Below are 17,272 nucleotides of genomic sequence, written 5' to 3'. Positions count from 1 at the left end.
TCAACCTCCTCCCCGCCGGCGCAGGCTCCAGTACTGCAAACCGTTGATGGCGAGCAGCAGAACGAACGAGAACACCAGCATCATCATGCCCAGCGCCGAAGCACCGGCGTAATCGTATTGTTCCAGCTTGCTGTAGATCAGCAGAGGGGTGATTTCAGTGCGGTATGGCATATTGCCGCTGATGAACACCACCGAACCGTACTCTCCCACGGCACGAGCGAAGGACAGGGCAAAACCGGTGAGCAACGCCGGCACCAGCGCCGGCAGCAGCACCCGCCGAAACGTCTGCCAGCGATTGGCACCGAGGCTGGCGGCGGCTTCTTCCAGTTCCCGCTCCAACCCTTCCAATACCGGCTGGACGGTGCGGACCACGAAAGGCAGGCCGATGAACGTCAGCGCCACGACGATGCCGGCGGGCGCATAGGCTACTTTGAATCCCCAGCTCTCCAGGTGCTGTCCGAACCAGCCATTGCGACCGTACAACGCGGTCAGGGCAATGCCGGCCACCGCCGTCGGCAAGGCAAACGGCAAGTCCACCAGGGCATCGGCGATGCGCTTACCCGGAAAGGTGTAACGCACCAGCACCCAAGCCACCAACAGACCGAATATCAGATTGATCAGCGCCGCCACCAGGGAGGCACCGAAACTCAGTGTGTAACTCGCCACCGCCTGCGGATGACTGACCACCGCCCAGAACGTTTCCGCGCCCAGGGAAATCCCACTGGCGGCCAACGCCGCCAACGGGATGAACACAATCAGGCTGGTGTAAAGCGTGGCGTAGCCCAAGGACAACCCGAAGCCGGGTATGACTCGGTTTCGTGACATGAGGTTATCCGCTCACCGGGGTTGGTAGATGTGGTCGAACACGCCGCCGTCGTTGAAGTGCGTCTTCTGCGCTTCCCGCCAGCCGCCAAAGGCGCTGTCCACGGTAATCAGATTCACCTCGGGGAACAGGTCGGCGTACTCACGAGCCACCTCCGGATCGGTGGGCCGATAGTAGTTTTCCGCCGCCAGCTTCTGGCCAACCGGGGTATAGAGATACGCCAGATAGGCTTTGGCCACGTCGGTGGTGCCGTGCTTTTCGGCGTTCTTGTCGATCACCGTTACCGGTGGTTCGGCAAGAATGGACACCGAGGGCACCACTATCTCGAACTCTCCTTTACCCAGTTCATTGATCGCCAACAGCGCTTCGTTTTCCCAGGCCAGCAGCACATCGCCGATGCCCCGCTGCACGAAAGTGGTGGTGGCGCCACGGGCACCGGAGTCCAGTACCGGCACCTGCTGGTACAGCTTGGTGATGAAATCCCTGGCGGCATCCTCGGAGCCGTATTTCTGTTTGGCGTAGGCCCAGGCGGCCAGGTAATTCCAGCGCGCGCCGCCGGAAGTCTTCGGGTTCGGCGTGATCACCTCGATCCCCGGCTTCACCAAATCGTCCCAATCCGTGAGCCCCTTGGGATTGCCCTTACGCACCAGGAACACAATGGTTGAGGTATAGGGCGCGCTGTTATTGGGCAAACGTTTCTGCCAGTCGGCGGGAATCTTGCCGGTCTTCTCGGCGATGGCGTCAATGTCATAGGCCAGCGCCAGGGTGACCACGTCCGCTTCCAGACCATCGATGACCGCGCGGGTCTGTTTGCCGGCGCCACCATGGGACTGGCGCACCACCAGCGTTTCGCCGGTTTCTTCCTGCCAGTGTTTGATAAAGTCCTTGTTGAACGCTTCGTACAACTCCCGGGTGGGGTCGTAGGACACGTTGAGGATTTCCCGGTCCGCCAGGGCCGGGGAGGACAGGGCCAGGCCAAGTGCGGCCACGACGAAAAAGCGAGTGAACTTCACGGTACAGTCTCCACAAAAAACGAGGGTTACGAATGTGTTGGAGACCTCCGGTGGTCCGGTCGGCCGCAAGCCGGGTTGAGTGGCTTCAGCCGTTCAACGCGGCTTGTCGAAACGGTATTTTTCCTTGCGTTCCACCTGCACCACGCGGCCTTCGTGGACAATGATTTCCACGGCGCCAAAGCGCAGATCCTTGATCAGCGACGTCACCAGTGTGGCCAGATCCACCTCATCCGACGCCGGGTTGCGATGCGTGTCAGGCCGAGCCATGTCGCCTACTCCTTGGTTCCGTTGGTTAATGGGTGTCAGAATTTAAAGGCCAGACCGGTGCCGACGGCACGATCCTCAGCGCCGGCCCGGTCCCGCTCCAGGTTGGACAGATAGAGATAAGCCACGGTATTGCGACCCAGGCTGTAGTCGGCCCCCAGGGCCCAGAGCGTCAGCTTTTCGTCGCTTTCCTCTCCGCGGTTTTCACCGCCCTGGGCTTTCAGCGTAAACCGCTCATCCACATGCCAGGCGGCGCTGATCAGGTAGCCGCGATCTTCCAGGTCGCTGCCCGGCGCGGTATCCCTGGCCTGCTGGTAGAGCGCACCGAGTTCCAGGACGCGCCAGCGGTAGGTGGTGACCGCGCGCAGAATGTCGGCACGGCGAAAACCGTCCACCGCCCGCCGGGCCGCCTGATCCTTTTCGTAAGCGAGGGCGGCATAAAAACCGTCGCGCTGCCAGGCCAGAGCCAGGGACACCACATCGGCAAGATCGTCATCCGGCTCGCCATTGTCATCGGTGTCCTCCTGTTCCCCCGGCGAGAACGCGCCATGCACCGACAAGCCACCCAGCAGCGTCGGGCTCAGATACTGGACGCTGTTCTTGTTACGGGTCTGCCCGCCAAGGAAATGGTCAATGTCACCGTACAGGTCATTGAACTGATCGACCTTGCCCTCGATGCTTTTCAGCGGGCTGTCGATGTTGCCGGCACGCAGAGTGCCGAAAGCCCCGGCCAGGCCGGCGTAAATGTTACGTTTGCTGAAGGTGTCGTCATCGTCGCCGTCCACGTCGATGCCGTACTCCGCCAGGTAGAGGGCTTTAAGGCCGCCCACCTCAAGATCAAAATCCCCTTTGATCCCCAGGCGCGAGGCGTTGGAATTCAGTTCCCACTGGTCGTTGTCGCCAGCGCCGGCCAGGCTGGCGCCTTCGAAATCCACGTTCTCCAGCGAAACATTGATCTTGCCGTACAAAGCCGGGCCGTTGGCTCCCGCGACCCAAGGCAGTGCCCCCAACAGGCCGATCCCCAGTGCGTTCCCGAGTTTCATTCGGTGTTCTCCAAAACAGCGTTGCGCAAAAATGAAAAGCAACGCCTCCCGAGGTCGGGTGGGCATCCTTTGTCGATGATGAGGACGATGCTAACGAGAAAACAAAAAGATCAAAAAGGAATATATTTCTATTTATTTATTCTTTTTAAATATAATAACTTTTCCCTTATCCTGGTGGTTCCATTGACGTTTCATGGATGGACCCGCCATGCCCTTGAACGACCTCGTCGATTATTTCAATCGTGAACAACGCCGCCAATACGGTGATGCCATTGCCCCTAGAGACACTCTGCGCATGCAGGGTGATGTGGTGGTGGCCGACTACGCCGGCCTGGTTCTGAGCAGCCGCTTCCAACCGATCCTGCCTCTCTGCCAGGAAGGGGTTTACGGTCATGAGGCGTTGTTGTCGGTACACGGCAAGGGCGGTCCGTTATCACCGCAGGCGCTGTTCATGATTCCCACCAGCGCTGACGAGATTGTCTATCTGGACCGCCTGTGCCGCACGGTGCACGCGTTGAACTTTCTGCTGCAGCCGGACACGGGCGGCCTGCTCTCGTTGAATATCCACCCGCGCCACCTGGCCAGCGTACGGCAGGATCACGGCCTCGCCTTCGAACAGATTCTGCGCCAGTGCGGGCTGACGCCGGAACAGGTGATCCTGGAGATCCGTCACGATCCCACCGGTACCGGAGACCCGCGCCAGGCAGTGGAGAGCTATCGCCGCCACGGCTATCGCATCGCCCTGGATAACGTGACCTCGGCACCGACCGCCACGCTTTGGGACGCATTGGCCCCGAACATGGTGAAACTGGCCCCCGAACTGGAGGCGTCACGGCGTGACATCGTGCTTGATGCCGCCGCGCGATTCGGCACGCCGTTCACCCTGCAACTGGGCCTGGCCACTGACCTCGCCCTGCGGCACGGGCTCAGCCACGTGCAGGCGCGCGCGCTGGCACCGCCAGCGGAAGGCCTAACCGGCCCCACCTGGCGGCGGGGCGCCTTCCCTTGAAGGCGCCTCCACCCACCGGCGACACTGGAAAGGGCGGTTGTCATCACCTCTTCCCGCACCGGTAAAGAAAGCGACAACTCCCCTGCCTATGCTGACGCTCCCCCTCCTTATCAATGGGAGCATTGATAATGTCCGCCCGCGAAAACGCCCCCTTCCATGGACTGTTGGTGCCCGGACTGCATGGCAGCGATCCGGATCATTGGCAGCAACGCTGGCAAACCCATTTACCCTGGCTGCACAGCCTGACGCTGTCGGACTGGCAAAACACCGAGCTGGCCTTCTGGCTGGATGGGCTCGACCTGACCGCCGACGCTTTACCGTCCCCCTTCGTGCTTATTGCCCACGGCTTCGGTTGCGTGGCCGCGGCTCACTGGACCGCAACCCGGCCACGGCGGGTGGCCGGATTGTTGTTGGTGGCTCCGGCCCTGCCGGAGACTTCGCCGCGACGCCTGCCCGCCCCCCTGACCGTCCCGGCCCGTCTGGTGGCCAGCACCAGCGACCCCTGGATGAGCCTGGATGAAGCCCGCCGCCTGGCCCGGGATTGGGGCTGTGCTTTTCGCAATGGCGGCGATCTGGGGCATATCAACAGCGCCTCCGGTATCGGCGAGTGGCGGCGCGGCTTCGATGATCTGCGCTGGCTGCTCAGCCAGCGCGTTTCGCGCGGTACCGCCTTGACCGGATAGCGCCCTATCAACCTGAAGCCGCTTCTGCCGATAGCTCTCTTGGAGACAACAATAAAGAGGCTCAGATATGAAGCAGTGGACCATGACCCGACAACTGTGGGGCATGCTCGGGTTACTGTGGCTGGCGATGCTGCTCCTGGCGGGCTGGACCGCCTGGGAAAACCGCCAGACCATTCTGACCGAGCGCAAGACCGGGCTGTCCCAGTACGTGGATTCGGCCCTCAACGCCATTGATGGACAGGCCCGGCTGGCCGCTTCCGGCGCCATCAGCGAAACCGAGGCCCGGCAGCGCGCCGAGGAACTGATTCGCGATATGACCTATGACGAAGGGCGCGGTTATCTGTACGCCTTTGATGAAAATCATCTCATGCTGACCCACCCGGCGCTCGCCAAGGGCACCAACATGTGGGACTACCAGAACGAGGAAGGGCGCTATCTGTTCCGGGAGTTCATGGAGGCGGTGAAAAACGGCGACGGGTTCGTCGATTACCTCTGGGTGCATCCCGGTCAGGAGGGCCTGGCGAAAAAATCGTCCCTGCATGTGCATTACCCGCGCTGGGACTGGTACCTGGGCGCCGGCGTCTACATCGATGACATCAACGACGCCTTTTACGCCAGCCTCACTCAGTCGCTGCTGTTCCTGCTGGCCCTGGGCATTCCGCTGACACTGCTGATGGGCGCGATCATTCGCGGCGTGCTGCGCCGGCTTGGTGGCGAACCCGGTTACGCCGCCGAGGCGGTGCGCTATATCAGCGAAGGGGACCTGAGCCAACCCACGCGGTTGAAAGACGGCGACACCGGCAGCCTGCTGTTCGACATCGAACGGATGCGCCAGTCCCTCGGCGCCACCGTGGGCGACATTCACCGCAGTGCCGACATCGTCAATACCGCGGTGGAAGACATCAAGGCCGGCAACGACGAATTGGCCACCCGCACCGAACAGCAAGCCGCCTCACTCACCGAAACCGCCGCCAGCATGGAACAGCTCACCACCACCGTGCAGCAGAACGCGGACCACGCCGAGCAGGCACGGCACCTGGCCAACAGTACCGCCGGCGATGCCCGCCGCGGCAGCGACGCCATGGATACCGTGATCCAGACCATGGGCAGCATCCATGACAGCGCCGAGCAGATGAGCGCCATCGTCGATGCCATCGACGAGATCGCGTTCCAGACCAATATTCTGGCTCTCAACGCTTCCGTGGAGGCGGCCCGCGCAGGAGAGCAGGGCCGCGGGTTCGCGGTGGTGGCGGAAGAGGTGCGCAATCTGGCCAGCCGCAGCGCCGAGGCCGCTGGCGAGATCAAGACCTTGATCGAAAGCGCCGGCACCCTGGTCGCCACCGGCAGCCAGCAGGTGCGCGGCACCGGCGAGATCATCACCGGCATGGTGGCGGACATCAGCCGTCTCAGCACCCTGGTAAGCGAAATCTCCACCGCCTCCAATGAGCAGAGCCAGGGCATCGGCCAGGCCAATGAGGCAATCACGCAAATGGACATGATGACCCAGCAAAACGCCCGGCTGGTGCAGGAAAGCTTCTCCGCCGCCCAACGCCTGGCGGATCAGAGCCAGCAACTGCGCCTGTATGTGGCCCGCTTTCAGGTCAAGACCCCGCCACGGACCGGGACAGCGGACGATCACGACCTGCTCCAGAGCGAAAAAGCGGTTCCTGCGCCGGCATAAGGCTTGACCCGGGGGTGACCCCGGGGTTGTATAAGCACACCATGATTCCCGTTTCCGCCGCCTTCCGGCCCGTGGCAACGCTGCTCGCCGGATTATTGATAGCCTGGGCTCTGCTGAGCCCGGCCCCCGCCATGGCTTCCCACCATGGCGGCGATCACCCCTGCGCCAGCGGCGAAATGCGGGAGTATCATCCCTGCCCTCACCACGCCGGCGACGCGGAAGGCTGCACTTGCCTGCAGGCCTGTCAGGGCGGCGCCTTGACCACCGCGGCCAATTCGGTCCGGGCCCCTCAACGACCCGCCTCGGATCGCCTTGCCTCTCCGGGCCAGCGGTTCGCCGGTTTCCCCACGCCACCGTGGCGCCCACCGTCCATCTAGACTGTTTTCCCATCGAAACACGCGCCCCCGCATACGGGTGGCGTCTTTAGTTTTCTATTGAGGAGAACGTCTTATGACGACGTCTTTTTCCCTGCCCCGCCGTCGCTTCGTGCAGGGCCTGGCTCTGGGCGGTACCGCTCTGGGCCTGGGGCTCACCCCGACACAATTATTCGCCCGCCAGGGCCAGACCGGCGCGCCGGAGCTGCGTGGCAACCAATTCCAACTGAACATCGGCGCCGCCGATGTGAATCTGACCGGCCGCAACCGGCCCGCCACCCTGGTCAACGGCAGCCTGCCGGCGCCGACCTTGCGTTGGCGTGAAGGCGAGACGGTGACTTTGAGAGTGACCAATCATCTGCCGGAAACCACCTCGATCCATTGGCACGGCCTGCTGCTGCCGTTCCAGATGGACGGCGTGCCGGGGTTGTCCTTCGACGGTATCGCCCCCGGCGAAACCTTTACCTACCAGTTTCCGCTGCGGCAAAGCGGCACTTACTGGTATCACAGTCACTCCGGTTTTCAGGAGCAGAGCGGCCTGTACGGCGGCCTGATTATTGATCCGGCGGAACCGGACCCGCATACGGTGGATCGCGATTACGCGGTGGTGCTTTCCGACTGGAGCGACCAGGATCCCAAGCGCATCTACGCCACGCTGAAAAAACTCAGCCACTACTACAATTTCAGCGAACGGACGCTGTTCGACACGCTGAGGGATTTCCGTGAGAAAGGCGTGGTGCGGACGCTCAAGGATCGCCACATGTGGAACCGGATGCGCATGAGCGAGACCGATCTGGCGGATGTGACCGGTTACACCTACAGCTTCCTGGTCAACGGCCATACCCCGGCCGCCAACTGGCAAGCCCGCTTCGAGCCCGGCGAGCGCATCAAGCTGCGCTTCATCAACGCCAGCGCCATGACCATCTTCGACCTGCGTATTCCCGGCCTGGATATGACCGTGGTAGCCATGGACGGCCAGCCAGTGAAACCGGTGCGCTTCCACGAGTGCCGCCTGGGTGTGGCGGAAACCCTGGACGTGATCGTCGAGCCGAAGGATCACCGCGCCTATACCCTGTTCGCGCAAACCATCGACCGGTCCGGCTACGCCCGTGGCACCCTGACGCCGGATCCCTCGCTCAGTGCCGAAGTGCCGGAGCTGGACCCGGTGCCGCTGCTCGGGCACCGGGAAATGGGCATGGGCGCCATGGATCACGGAGCCATGGGACACGACAGTGGCGCCATGAAGACCATGGACCACTCTCGCATGAATCATGGCGGCATGGACCCTGGGGATATGAACCATGGCGATATGTCCGGCGGCATGGATCATGGAAGCATGAACCATCAGGGGATGAGCCACGGCACGCAGGACGGGATGGACCACTCGGCCATGGGGCACACCAACCACGACACCAACGCCGCCGTGCCCTTCGCGGTCTCGGCGGACAACCCGGATCTGCCGGCCCGACAAAGCGCCACGGAACACGCCGACAGTGAATACGGTCCTGGCGTGGACATGCGTGCCATGTCTCCGGTGCCGATGCTCGACGATCCCGGCATCGGGCTACGCGACCGGGACTGGAAAGTGCTCACCTACGCCGACCTGGAATACGCCCATGGTCTGCCCGACAGCACGCAGCCGGAGCGGGAAATCGTGTTGCACCTCACCGGCAACATGGAACGCTACATGTGGAGTTTCAACGGCATCCCGTTCGCCGACGCCGAGCCGCTCGAGCTGTATCACAACGAACGAGTGCGGCTGACCCTGGTGAACGACACCATGATGCACCACCCGATCCACCTGCACGGTCTGTGGAGTGATCTGGAACTGGGCGATGGGCGTCTGCTGCGCAAACACACCCTGTTGGTGAAACCCGGAGAAAAACTCAGCTATCTGGTTCGTGCCGATGCCCTGGGACGGTGGGCCTACCATTGCCACCTGCTCTATCACATGGAAGCGGGCATGTTCCGGGAAGTGCGCGTGGTGCCACGCCATCAACACCACACCGACGAGGAGAGCCGCTCATGAAAGCATCAATGACGTTAAGCGGCCTGCTGGTCGCACTGATCGCCGTGTTCGTCGGAACACCGGCTCTGGCCATGGAGGGCGTTCCCGCCCGCTTCGGTCAAATCCTGGTGGACCAGTTGGAAGCCCGTGACGCCGACGACGGCACAGTGGCGGCCTGGTCCGCCAACGCCTGGTACGGCGGTGATATCAACAAGCTGTATTTCGCCACCGAAGGCGAGCGACTCATGGACCGGGGCGGCGAAACCGAGAGTCTGGAAACCCGGCTGGCCTGGAGCCGTGCCTTCGCGCCTTACTGGGACTGGCAACTGGGTGTACGCCGGGACTGGCAACCGGACGATCCCAACCGGGATTGGGTCAGTGTCGGGGTGATGGGTGTTGCTCCCTACTTCTTCGAGACCGAGGCCAACCTGTTCCTGGGCGAATCCGGCCACAGCGAACTGCGTCTGGAAGCGGAATACGAGTTGCTGTTCACGCAGCGGCTGATCCTGACTCCGGAAGTGGAAGCCAGCCTATACGGCAAGGAGGATCGGGACCTCGGTATCGGCCAGGGGCTCGCCACGGTGGAAGCGGGATTGCGGTTGCGCTATGAAATCCGCCGCGAGTTCGCCCCTTACATTGGCGTACATTGGGAGAAGAAATTCGGCGACACCGCCGACTTCGCCCGTGACCACGGCGAGGACACCAGTGACACCATGCTGGTGGCCGGTATCCGGGTCTGGTACTAGAGGGGGAAGAGAGCCGGCGGACAGCGCTCCAGGCCCCGGGAGAAGCACGGTCCTGGAGCGCTGTCCGCCGGCTCCCAACAAGCAACCAAACCGCTCGCTTCGAATCCACCTCAGGACTACGGAGCCGCTGTAGCGGCTTCGATTCACGTTGGTGTACCCGTGAGTGCTGAGGTATCAGACCTCGAATTCCTGGCTTTCCAATTCACGCAGGTGGGCATTGTTGTCCACCTCAATGCCCAGATCACCGAGGCGGCCGTCACCGATGCCGTAAATCCAGCCGTGGATGGTCAGGGGCTGTTCGCGGCGCCAGGCTTCCTGCACCACCGTGGTATTGGAAACGTTGATCACCTGGCGGGCCACGTTCAATTCGCACATGCGATCAAGGCGGGCAGTGGGCTCCAGGTCCGCCAGTTGCTTGCGGTGGCGCAGATACAGCTCCCGTACCTGGCGGATCCAGTTGTCGATCAGCCCGTGAGGCTGGTCTTCCATGGCAGCACGCACGCCACCACAGCCGTAATGCCCCACCACCATGACATGCTTGATCTTGAGCACTTCCACGGCGAACTGCAGCACCGAGAGCAGATTGAAATCAGTGTGATGCACCAGATTGGCCACATTGCGGTGCACGAACAGCTCACCGGGCATCAGGCCGACGATTTCATTGGCCGGGACACGGGAATCGGCACAGCCGATCCACAGGAATTCCGGGTTCTGCTGGCCTACCAGAGTACGGAAGAAACCGGGATGCTCTTCCTCGATCTGATGGCGCCACTGTTCGTTGTTGGTGAAAAGCTGCGGCAGGGTTTTCATGGTCGGGCATTCTCCATATCCGACCCCCATGATGCCGGAACGGCTCCGTAAAGAAACGGCGAAAACCCTTTCAAAGTGTATCGGATCCGTCCGGTCCCCGGGGGAAAGGCACCAATGGCACAGGCCGGTGACGCGGCAAGCGGGGCCGATTATAACGTCCGGGGCGCTGGCGCGCAGCCGGGCGGCGATTGGTCACGGCCGTCGCTGCCCTGTTACCATGCCGGTATGCGGGCGCGGGGACGGTTCCCGCCCAAAATTCATCAACCCGAAAAGGGCATCCATGCAAATTGCAGACAACAAGGTGGTGGCGTTCCACTACACCCTGACCAACAACGCCGGTCAGACCATCGACTCCTCCCATCAACGGCAGGAGCCGCTGACCTATCTGCACGGTCACGGCAACATCATCCCCGGTCTGGAAAAGGCGTTGGTGGGCAAGGAAGTGGGTGACAAGCTGGACGTTACCGTGGCCCCGGAAGAAGGCTACGGCGAGCGTCACGACGGCCTGATTCAGCAGGTTCCCGCCTCCGCCTTTGAAGGCGCCGGCGATGAGCTGCAACCGGGCATGCAATTCCAGGCACAGACGGAAGCCGGCCCGCGCATCTTCACCATCACCGAGGTGAATGGCGATCAGGTCACCATCGACGGCAACCATCCGCTGGCCGGGGAAACCCTGAACTTCGCCGTGGAAATCACCGATATCCGCGAATCCAGCGAAGAAGAGCAGCAGCACGGCCACGTGCACGGGCCGGACGGCCACGACCACTAAACGCTGGCACGCCAATCGAGGCTGGTGAATCACTCCTGCAGGGAATGTGTAGGAGCGGCTCACCAGCCGCGATACCTCTCTTCGCCTAGAGGCTGAAGAAGCCCTCCGCTTTCCGTCTTCCTTCCCGATACTCATCCCTGAGCAACCGCTTCAGCAGCTTGCCATTGGGCTCACGGGGCAGTGTGTCGCGGAATTCCAGCGTGCGCGGACACTTGATCGACGACAGTTTCTCACGGCAGAAACTCAGCAACTCCGTGGCCAGTTCCGCGGTGCCCGGCCTGTCCTCGCGGGACTGGACGATGGCGTGCACGGATTCCCCCATCTCCTCATTGGGGATACCGATCACCGCCACGTCGAATACGGCACGATGTCCCATCAGGGTGTTTTCCACCTCCTGCGGGTAAATGTTGACGCCGCCGGAGATGATCATGTTGCTCTTGCGGTCGGTGAGATACAGGTAACCGTCCTCATCCAGCCAGCCGATATCCCCGACACAGGCCCAGCCCTCGTCATTGTGCGCCTCGGCGGTCTTGGACGGATCCTTGTGGTATTCGAACGGGTGGCCGCCGGAGAAGTAGATGGCGCCTTCCTGGCCGATGGGCAGCTCCTCACCGGTTTCCTCGTCGACGATATGCAGGGTGCCGTAGATTGCCTTGCCCACGGTGCCGGTGTGTTTCTTCCAGTCCTCGCTGTTGGTCATGGTCAGGCCGGCGCCCTCGGTGCTGCCGTAGTACTCATAAATCACCGGCCCCCACCAGTCGATCATCGCCTGCTTGGTGGTCACCGGACAGGGCGCCGCCGCGTGCACCGCCATTTTCAGGCTGGAAACGTCATAGCGGTTACGCACTTCCTCGGGCAGGTGCAGCATGCGGTGGAACATGGTCGGCACCCACTGGCTATGGGTGACCTTATATTTCTGGATGTTTTCCAGTGCCCGCTGCGGATCGAACTTCTCCATGATCACCGCGGTGCCGCCGAGCACCAGCACGCCGCGGGTCCATTTCAGCGGCGCGGCATGGTAATACGGCGCCGGAGACAGGTAGACCATGTCGCCGTTGCCGCCGAACGCCAGCTCGATCAACCCCGCCAGGGTTTCGGTGCTGCCCACCGGCAGGCCGCTGATTTCCGGTTTCACTCCCTTGGGGCGGCCGGTGGTGCCGGAAGAATAGAGCATGTCGCTGCCTTCCCGGGCGCCGGGCAGCGCCTCCGGAGACTGCCCTGCCATGGCCTGTTCTAGGGATTCACATCCCGGTAGCGGCTCATCCAGCATGAAGATCTTCGGTGCCAACGGCAGTTCGCCAATGGCCTCAACCAGTTCCGGGGTGGCGGTTTGCGCACTGAGGATCACCACCCGGGCCTCGCAATCCTCGAGAATGTAGAGCACCTCTTCCGGTTTCAGCCGGGTACTGACGAAGGTGTAATACAGACCGGCGTAATGGCCGCCCCACTGGACCGCCGGGCACTCCAGGCGGTTTTCCAGCAAACAGGCGATATGCTCACCGTAATCCAGTCCTTCGTTCTGCAGCACCCGGGCCAGGCGGTTGGCGAAGGCGTCCAACTCCGCATAACTCATACTGCGGCCGGTATCCGCCAGAATCACGGCGGGATGATCGGGCTTCACCCGCGCGTGCAGACCCGGATGGCGCAGACTGGCTTCCGTGTTCATGAACCTCTCCTAGTGTTGTTGTTTTTTGGGTGTCGCCTGGCAGGCGTCGACCCTTGATGTTGCCTGGGAGAAAGCGGCGGGTATTCGTCAGAACCGACTATTTTGTCATGGCCAAACCGATCAGTACCGGACTACACCGAGGCCAACGCCGGCCGCGACGGCTCGTCCAGATCCGGTAACCAGGGCCCTTCCATGAAGGCCCGCAACGGCCGGCTCCAGGTATTCTCCTCGGCGGTGGCGATGGCCGTGGTCACCGCCGACAACGCTTCCGGCAAGGGCACCGAGTGCAGCGGATAGCGATGGCGGTACTGGCGCACCGTGGATTCCGGCAATACCGCCAGCCCCATACCCGAGCTGACACAGCCCAGAATGGCGTCCAGGCTGCCCAGCTCATGGATCGGCGCCGGGGGCGCGCCCTGCTCCGCCAGCAGCACCGACACCGTCTGCCGGTAACCACAGCCCTGACGGAAAGACAAAAAGGAGGTGCGTGACAATTCCGCCGCGCACGGCACGCCATCGAGCGGCCGGCCACTCACCAATACCAACCGTTCACGGAACACCGGCCTCATGATCAGACCATCGCCGACGTTACCGGCAATCACGAACGCCGCGTCCAGGCGCCCCTCGCGAAGTTCGTCCAGCAAGCAGGCGGAAGGACTGGTGCGCAAATTCAGGGAGACCGCCGGCCAGCGTCGACTGAAAGCGGGCAGCACTTTCGGCAAATGCACGGCGGCGGTGGTTTCCATGCTGCCCAGGCGCAATTCTCCGGTGGGTTCGCCACCGCCCTTGAAGTGGTTGAGCGCCTCATTATGCAAATCACCGATGCGGCGGGCGTATCCCAGCAATTGATGCCCCGCGGACGTGAGCGCCACCGGATTGCGGCGCTCCAACACACGCACGCCCAGCTCGCTTTCCAGCTTCTTGATATGGGCGGTGACGTTGGACTGCACCGTATGCAGGCTCTCGGCGGCGGCACTGAAACTGCCGCTCTCCACCACGGCCTGAAAGATTTCCAGGGATCGGATCAGCATGGCCTTCATCTCGATCAATGATGACTTTTAACCATAGCATCATCATTACAGATGACAAGACAGACTGTTCTGGCAGGAAAAAAACTTCCGGGGGAGTCCCCCGGAAGAACGCAGGGAAATCAGGCGCTGAGTTGCTCCCGCAACACATGCTTCTGGAATTTGCCGGTGGAGGTTTTCGGTAACTCGTCGACGAAAAACACTTTTTTCGGACACTTGAAGCCCGCCAAGCCTTCCCGGCAGTGACTGACGATGTCTTCCTCGCTCACCGTCTGTCCTCCCTTCAACGCGATGAAGGCACAGGGAATTTCTCCCCAATGTGGATCGGGGCCGGCCACCACCGCCGCTTCCAGCACCGCCGGGTGGGCATACAACACGCTCTCCACTTCCAGAGTGGAGATGTTCTCGCCGCCGGAAATGATGATGTCCTTGGAACGGTCCTTGATCTCCACGTAGCCGTCCTCATGCCACACCCCCAGGTCTCCGGTGTGGAACCAGCCGCCGGCAAAGGCTTTTTCAGTGCCCTGCGGATTGTTGAGATAGCCTTTCATGACACTGTGACCACGTACGAACAGCTCGCCGAGACTGACGCCGTCCCGCGGCACCGGCGTCAGTGTGTCCGGGTTCGCCACCATCATGTCGGTCATCGACAGCGACAGAATCCCCTGACGCGCCACCTTGTCCGCTTTTTCCTCCAGGGACAGATCCGCCCACGGGTCCTGGAATTCGCACACCAGACTGGGCCCATAGGTTTCGGTGAGCCCGTACAGATGGACGATATTGATCCCCAGGTTTTCCATGGCGGCGATGGTGGCGGCCGGCGGCGCGGCGCCGCCGGTGGCCACGGTCACGGTGTGATCGAAGGGCTGTCGTTGCTCTTCCGGTGCGTTGATCATCATGTTCAGTACCACCGGGGCGGCACAAAAATGGGTCACCTTATGCTCGCTGATGGCACGGAAAATCGGTTCCGGGTGCGGCTGGCGCAGACACACGTGGGTGCCGGCCACGGCGGTCACCGCCCAGGGGAAACACCAGCCGTTGCAGTGGAACATGGGCAGCGTCCACAGGTAGGCGGCGCCCTGAGGCAGACCCAGTCCGATGATGTTGCTCAAGACATTCAGGTAGGCGCCACGGTGGTGGTAGACCACGCCCTTGGGATCGCCGGTGGTGCCGGAAGTGTAGTTCAGCGCGATCGCCTGCCATTCATCCGCCGGCGCCTGCCAGGTGAAATCGTCGCGCCCGCGCGCCATAAGCTCACCAAAGGTCAGTTCCCCGACCCGTTCACCGCCCTCGAAAGTCGGATCCTCCACATCCACCACCAGAGGGGAGACCGAGCAGCGGGACAACGCTTCCCGGCTGCGTTCATGGAATTCCGGATCGGTGAAGAACACCTTGGCCTGGCCGTGATCCAGCATGAACGCCATGGATGCCGCATCCAGGCGGGTGTTCTGGGTGTTGAGCACCGCCCCCAGCATCGGGACGGCGAAATGCAGCTCCAGCATTTCCGGCACATTAGGCAGCAACGCCGCCACCGTATCACCGGGTCCCACGCCCATGGCCTGCAGCGCCGAGGCCAACCGCAAACAGCGTTGATGAGTCTCGCCCCAGGTGCGCCGCACCGGACCATGGATCACCGCGGTGCGATAAGGATGCGCCAGCGCGGTACGGGTCAGAAAGGTGAGCGGCGTCAGAGCCGAGAAATTGGCGGCGTTGGGCGTCAGGTCCGCATCGAAAGCAAGCGTGCTGGACATGATCGGAGTCTCCTGAATTGAGGGCGCCCCATGCCGATCACGGGGCGCCTAGTTGGTAGGTCACTTTGTTGTTTTCGCGGCACGGTGCCGTCTATTCGGAGCCGGCGGATTCAGCGGCGCCGGCAGCGGCGCGGCTGTCGCCGGCGAGCCAATCGCGCTCCAGTACCAGCCACAGTATCAGACCGGCGCCCAGCCCCCAGGCCGCGCCTTTAGTGGCCAGAATGGCGCCGACGATCACCGCCACGCCGCGCTGCAGATTGGTCCCCTTGCTGAGCATTTCCAACGCCAGATAACCGCACAGGTAGCCCTGGATCAGTAGCGTCAGCGCCAGACCAATGTTCAACCCTGGCTTGAACAGGGACACCACCGGTAACAACAGAAGGGCAATACTCATGCCCCAGTAAATGCTGTTGGCCCCGCCCCAATAACTGTCCATGGCCTTGCGATCGTTGTTCATATAACGATTCACCACCAGCGCCTGACCACCAGTCCAGGACGGGCCGGACAAGCTGATAAAGGGCGCGCACAGACCATGAAACAGATTGCGGAGCCCGGCGATGATGCTGTTACGGCGCGGGCTGAAAACCAGTTTTTCGTCCTTGCGCACCTTATCCGCGTTCTTGAACAGGGAATCGATCACCAGCACATCGCCAAAGGCGATGACATAGGCGGCCAGCGCCAGCGGCAACGCATCGAGGAAATACTGGAACGGCGGCCAGCCCAGACCGAACACGGTGTAATCATTGAGCATGTCGCCAAACGGCAGGGATACCCAGCCCCACTCCAGGGTTGGCGCCTGGACCTCGCCGATCAGAATACCGAACACATAGGCGATCACGAACGGTACGGCGATACCGTACTGTGCAATGAAACGGAACAGGGAATAACGCTCCCGCAAAGGCGCGGCGGTGCGGGAAAACAACATGAAAAAGCCGAGGACCGTACCGAGCAAAATGGTGATCGGCATGGTCCACACCCGCCCGGTGGCGGAAAACTCCGTCATTATGGCGGAGAAGCCGGCGCCCACCAGAATCCCCGCCTTCAGCGACATGGGCATCTTGCGAACCAGTACATCCGCGCCCTTGAACAAGCCCATGGCGAAAAAGAGTCCCGCCACCGTCAACTGCAAGGCAATCAACGCCAGAATGCGCGCATCCCCCTCCGGATAGCCGGACAGAAACGCCACATACAACGGAATCCCAGCGGTGATCCAACCGGATACCGCCGGATCACCGAAGTGACCATGCAGCATGAACAGGAAGTTGTTGATCACCACGAAAGCAACGGCGATCTCGAAAGGAATGCCCAGCACCGAGGTCATCAGTGCCGTGATACTCAGCGGCACCACACAAAGGATCGCCCCTTGCAGGATGTCCGGCAATTCCAGCTTGTAGTGGACAAAAGGAATGCGCAGCTTGAGGAAACCCAGCGTCGAGGGCTGTTCGCCCCCGTCCGCTCTCTTTCGCAGACTCATGTTGTTCTCCGTTATCGGGCTTTATTAGCGTTATCGATGCGGCAGAGATGCCGTTTTCTGAATCAGGGGTTTTCCCCTGAATACTAGGTATTTATACTTTTTTAATCAAGCATAAATACCCAAACAAAAG

General features: G+C 61.9%; 16 protein-coding genes. 7 read left to right on the top strand and 9 right to left on the bottom strand.

Annotation, left to right across the window (positions count from 1 at the left end; genetic code table 11):
* From cysT to MA04_RS15435, 4 genes are all read right to left on the bottom strand, one after another.
* Entirely contained in the window at nucleotides 1-825 is an 825-nt protein-coding gene (cysT, locus tag MA04_RS15450; protein ID WP_063141061.1) for a sulfate ABC transporter permease subunit CysT, read from the bottom strand.
* Between the two features lie 12 nt (nucleotides 826-837).
* Nucleotides 838-1,836, bottom strand: coding sequence for a sulfate ABC transporter substrate-binding protein (locus MA04_RS15445; RefSeq protein ID WP_163122055.1), 999 nt, complete (start codon nucleotides 1,834-1,836; stop codon nucleotides 838-840).
* 93 nt (nucleotides 1,837-1,929) lie between these two features.
* A complete protein-coding gene (locus MA04_RS15440; RefSeq protein ID WP_082823849.1) occupies nucleotides 1,930-2,103 on the bottom strand; it encodes a YezD family protein in 174 nt (57 codons plus the stop codon).
* 35 nt (nucleotides 2,104-2,138) lie between these two features.
* Nucleotides 2,139-3,143, bottom strand: coding sequence for a porin (locus tag MA04_RS15435; protein ID WP_262461419.1), 1,005 nt, complete (start codon nucleotides 3,141-3,143; stop codon nucleotides 2,139-2,141).
* Nucleotides 3,144-3,351: 208 nt separating this feature from the next.
* Between MA04_RS15435 and MA04_RS15430 the strand changes: the two genes are divergently transcribed.
* The 6 genes from MA04_RS15430 (at nucleotide 3,352) to MA04_RS15405 (ending at nucleotide 9,644) form a co-directional block, all read left to right on the top strand.
* Entirely contained in the window at nucleotides 3,352-4,152 is an 801-nt protein-coding gene (locus tag MA04_RS15430) for an EAL domain-containing protein (protein WP_163122061.1), read from the top strand.
* A gap of 128 nt (nucleotides 4,153-4,280) precedes the next feature.
* Complete coding sequence (locus MA04_RS15425) at nucleotides 4,281-4,835, top strand: RBBP9/YdeN family alpha/beta hydrolase (protein ID WP_163122063.1); 555 nt, start codon at nucleotides 4,281-4,283, stop codon at nucleotides 4,833-4,835.
* A gap of 67 nt (nucleotides 4,836-4,902) precedes the next feature.
* Nucleotides 4,903-6,516, top strand: a complete 1,614-nt coding sequence (locus MA04_RS15420) for a methyl-accepting chemotaxis protein (protein ID WP_262461417.1) — start codon at nucleotides 4,903-4,905, stop codon at nucleotides 6,514-6,516.
* A 41-nt stretch (nucleotides 6,517-6,557) separates the two neighbouring features.
* The gene (locus MA04_RS15415; protein WP_262461414.1) at nucleotides 6,558-6,893 is read left to right on the top strand and encodes a hypothetical protein; all 336 of its coding nucleotides are present in this window, start codon (nucleotides 6,558-6,560) and stop codon (nucleotides 6,891-6,893) included.
* 73 nt (nucleotides 6,894-6,966) lie between these two features.
* Nucleotides 6,967-8,919, top strand: a complete 1,953-nt coding sequence (locus MA04_RS15410; protein WP_163122069.1) for a copper resistance system multicopper oxidase — start codon at nucleotides 6,967-6,969, stop codon at nucleotides 8,917-8,919.
* Entirely contained in the window at nucleotides 8,916-9,644 is a 729-nt protein-coding gene (locus tag MA04_RS15405; RefSeq protein WP_163122072.1) for a copper resistance protein B, read from the top strand. The genes MA04_RS15410 and MA04_RS15405 overlap by 4 nt, the downstream gene beginning before the upstream one ends.
* A 174-nt stretch (nucleotides 9,645-9,818) precedes the next feature.
* Here MA04_RS15405 and can read toward each other — a convergent pair whose 3' ends face one another.
* Nucleotides 9,819-10,454: a carbonate dehydratase gene (can, locus tag MA04_RS15400; RefSeq protein ID WP_014996417.1), complete on the bottom strand. Its 636-nt coding sequence runs from the start codon at nucleotides 10,452-10,454 to the stop codon at nucleotides 9,819-9,821.
* Nucleotides 10,455-10,734: 280 nt separating this feature from the next.
* Between can and MA04_RS15395 the strand changes: the two genes are divergently transcribed.
* Nucleotides 10,735-11,223: an FKBP-type peptidyl-prolyl cis-trans isomerase gene (locus MA04_RS15395; RefSeq protein ID WP_022994832.1), complete on the top strand. Its 489-nt coding sequence runs from the start codon at nucleotides 10,735-10,737 to the stop codon at nucleotides 11,221-11,223.
* 85 nt (nucleotides 11,224-11,308) lie between these two features.
* On the opposite strand, the gene MA04_RS15390 is transcribed toward MA04_RS15395, so the two are convergent.
* From MA04_RS15390 to MA04_RS15375, 4 genes are all read right to left on the bottom strand, one after another.
* On the bottom strand, nucleotides 11,309-12,889 hold the full coding sequence (locus tag MA04_RS15390; protein ID WP_262461408.1) for an acyl-CoA synthetase: 1,581 nt from the start codon (nucleotides 12,887-12,889) through the stop codon (nucleotides 11,309-11,311).
* Nucleotides 12,890-13,020: 131 nt separating this feature from the next.
* Entirely contained in the window at nucleotides 13,021-13,920 is a 900-nt protein-coding gene (locus MA04_RS15385) for a LysR family transcriptional regulator (RefSeq protein WP_163122079.1), read from the bottom strand.
* 119 nt (nucleotides 13,921-14,039) lie between these two features.
* Nucleotides 14,040-15,668, bottom strand: coding sequence for an AMP-binding protein (locus MA04_RS15380; RefSeq protein WP_262461406.1), 1,629 nt, complete (start codon nucleotides 15,666-15,668; stop codon nucleotides 14,040-14,042).
* Between the two features lie 91 nt (nucleotides 15,669-15,759).
* Nucleotides 15,760-17,142, bottom strand: coding sequence for a hypothetical protein (locus tag MA04_RS15375; RefSeq protein ID WP_163122083.1), 1,383 nt, complete (start codon nucleotides 17,140-17,142; stop codon nucleotides 15,760-15,762).
* Nucleotides 17,143-17,272 lie beyond the last annotated feature (130 nt).

It is taken from the genome of Alloalcanivorax balearicus MACL04, from assembly GCF_025532145.1.
In the GTDB taxonomy this organism is placed as follows: Bacteria; Pseudomonadota; Gammaproteobacteria; order Pseudomonadales; family Alcanivoracaceae; genus Alloalcanivorax; species Alloalcanivorax balearicus.
Note: the sequence above shows the minus strand (reverse complement) of the source record. Positions and strands in the feature narration are given on the sequence as shown.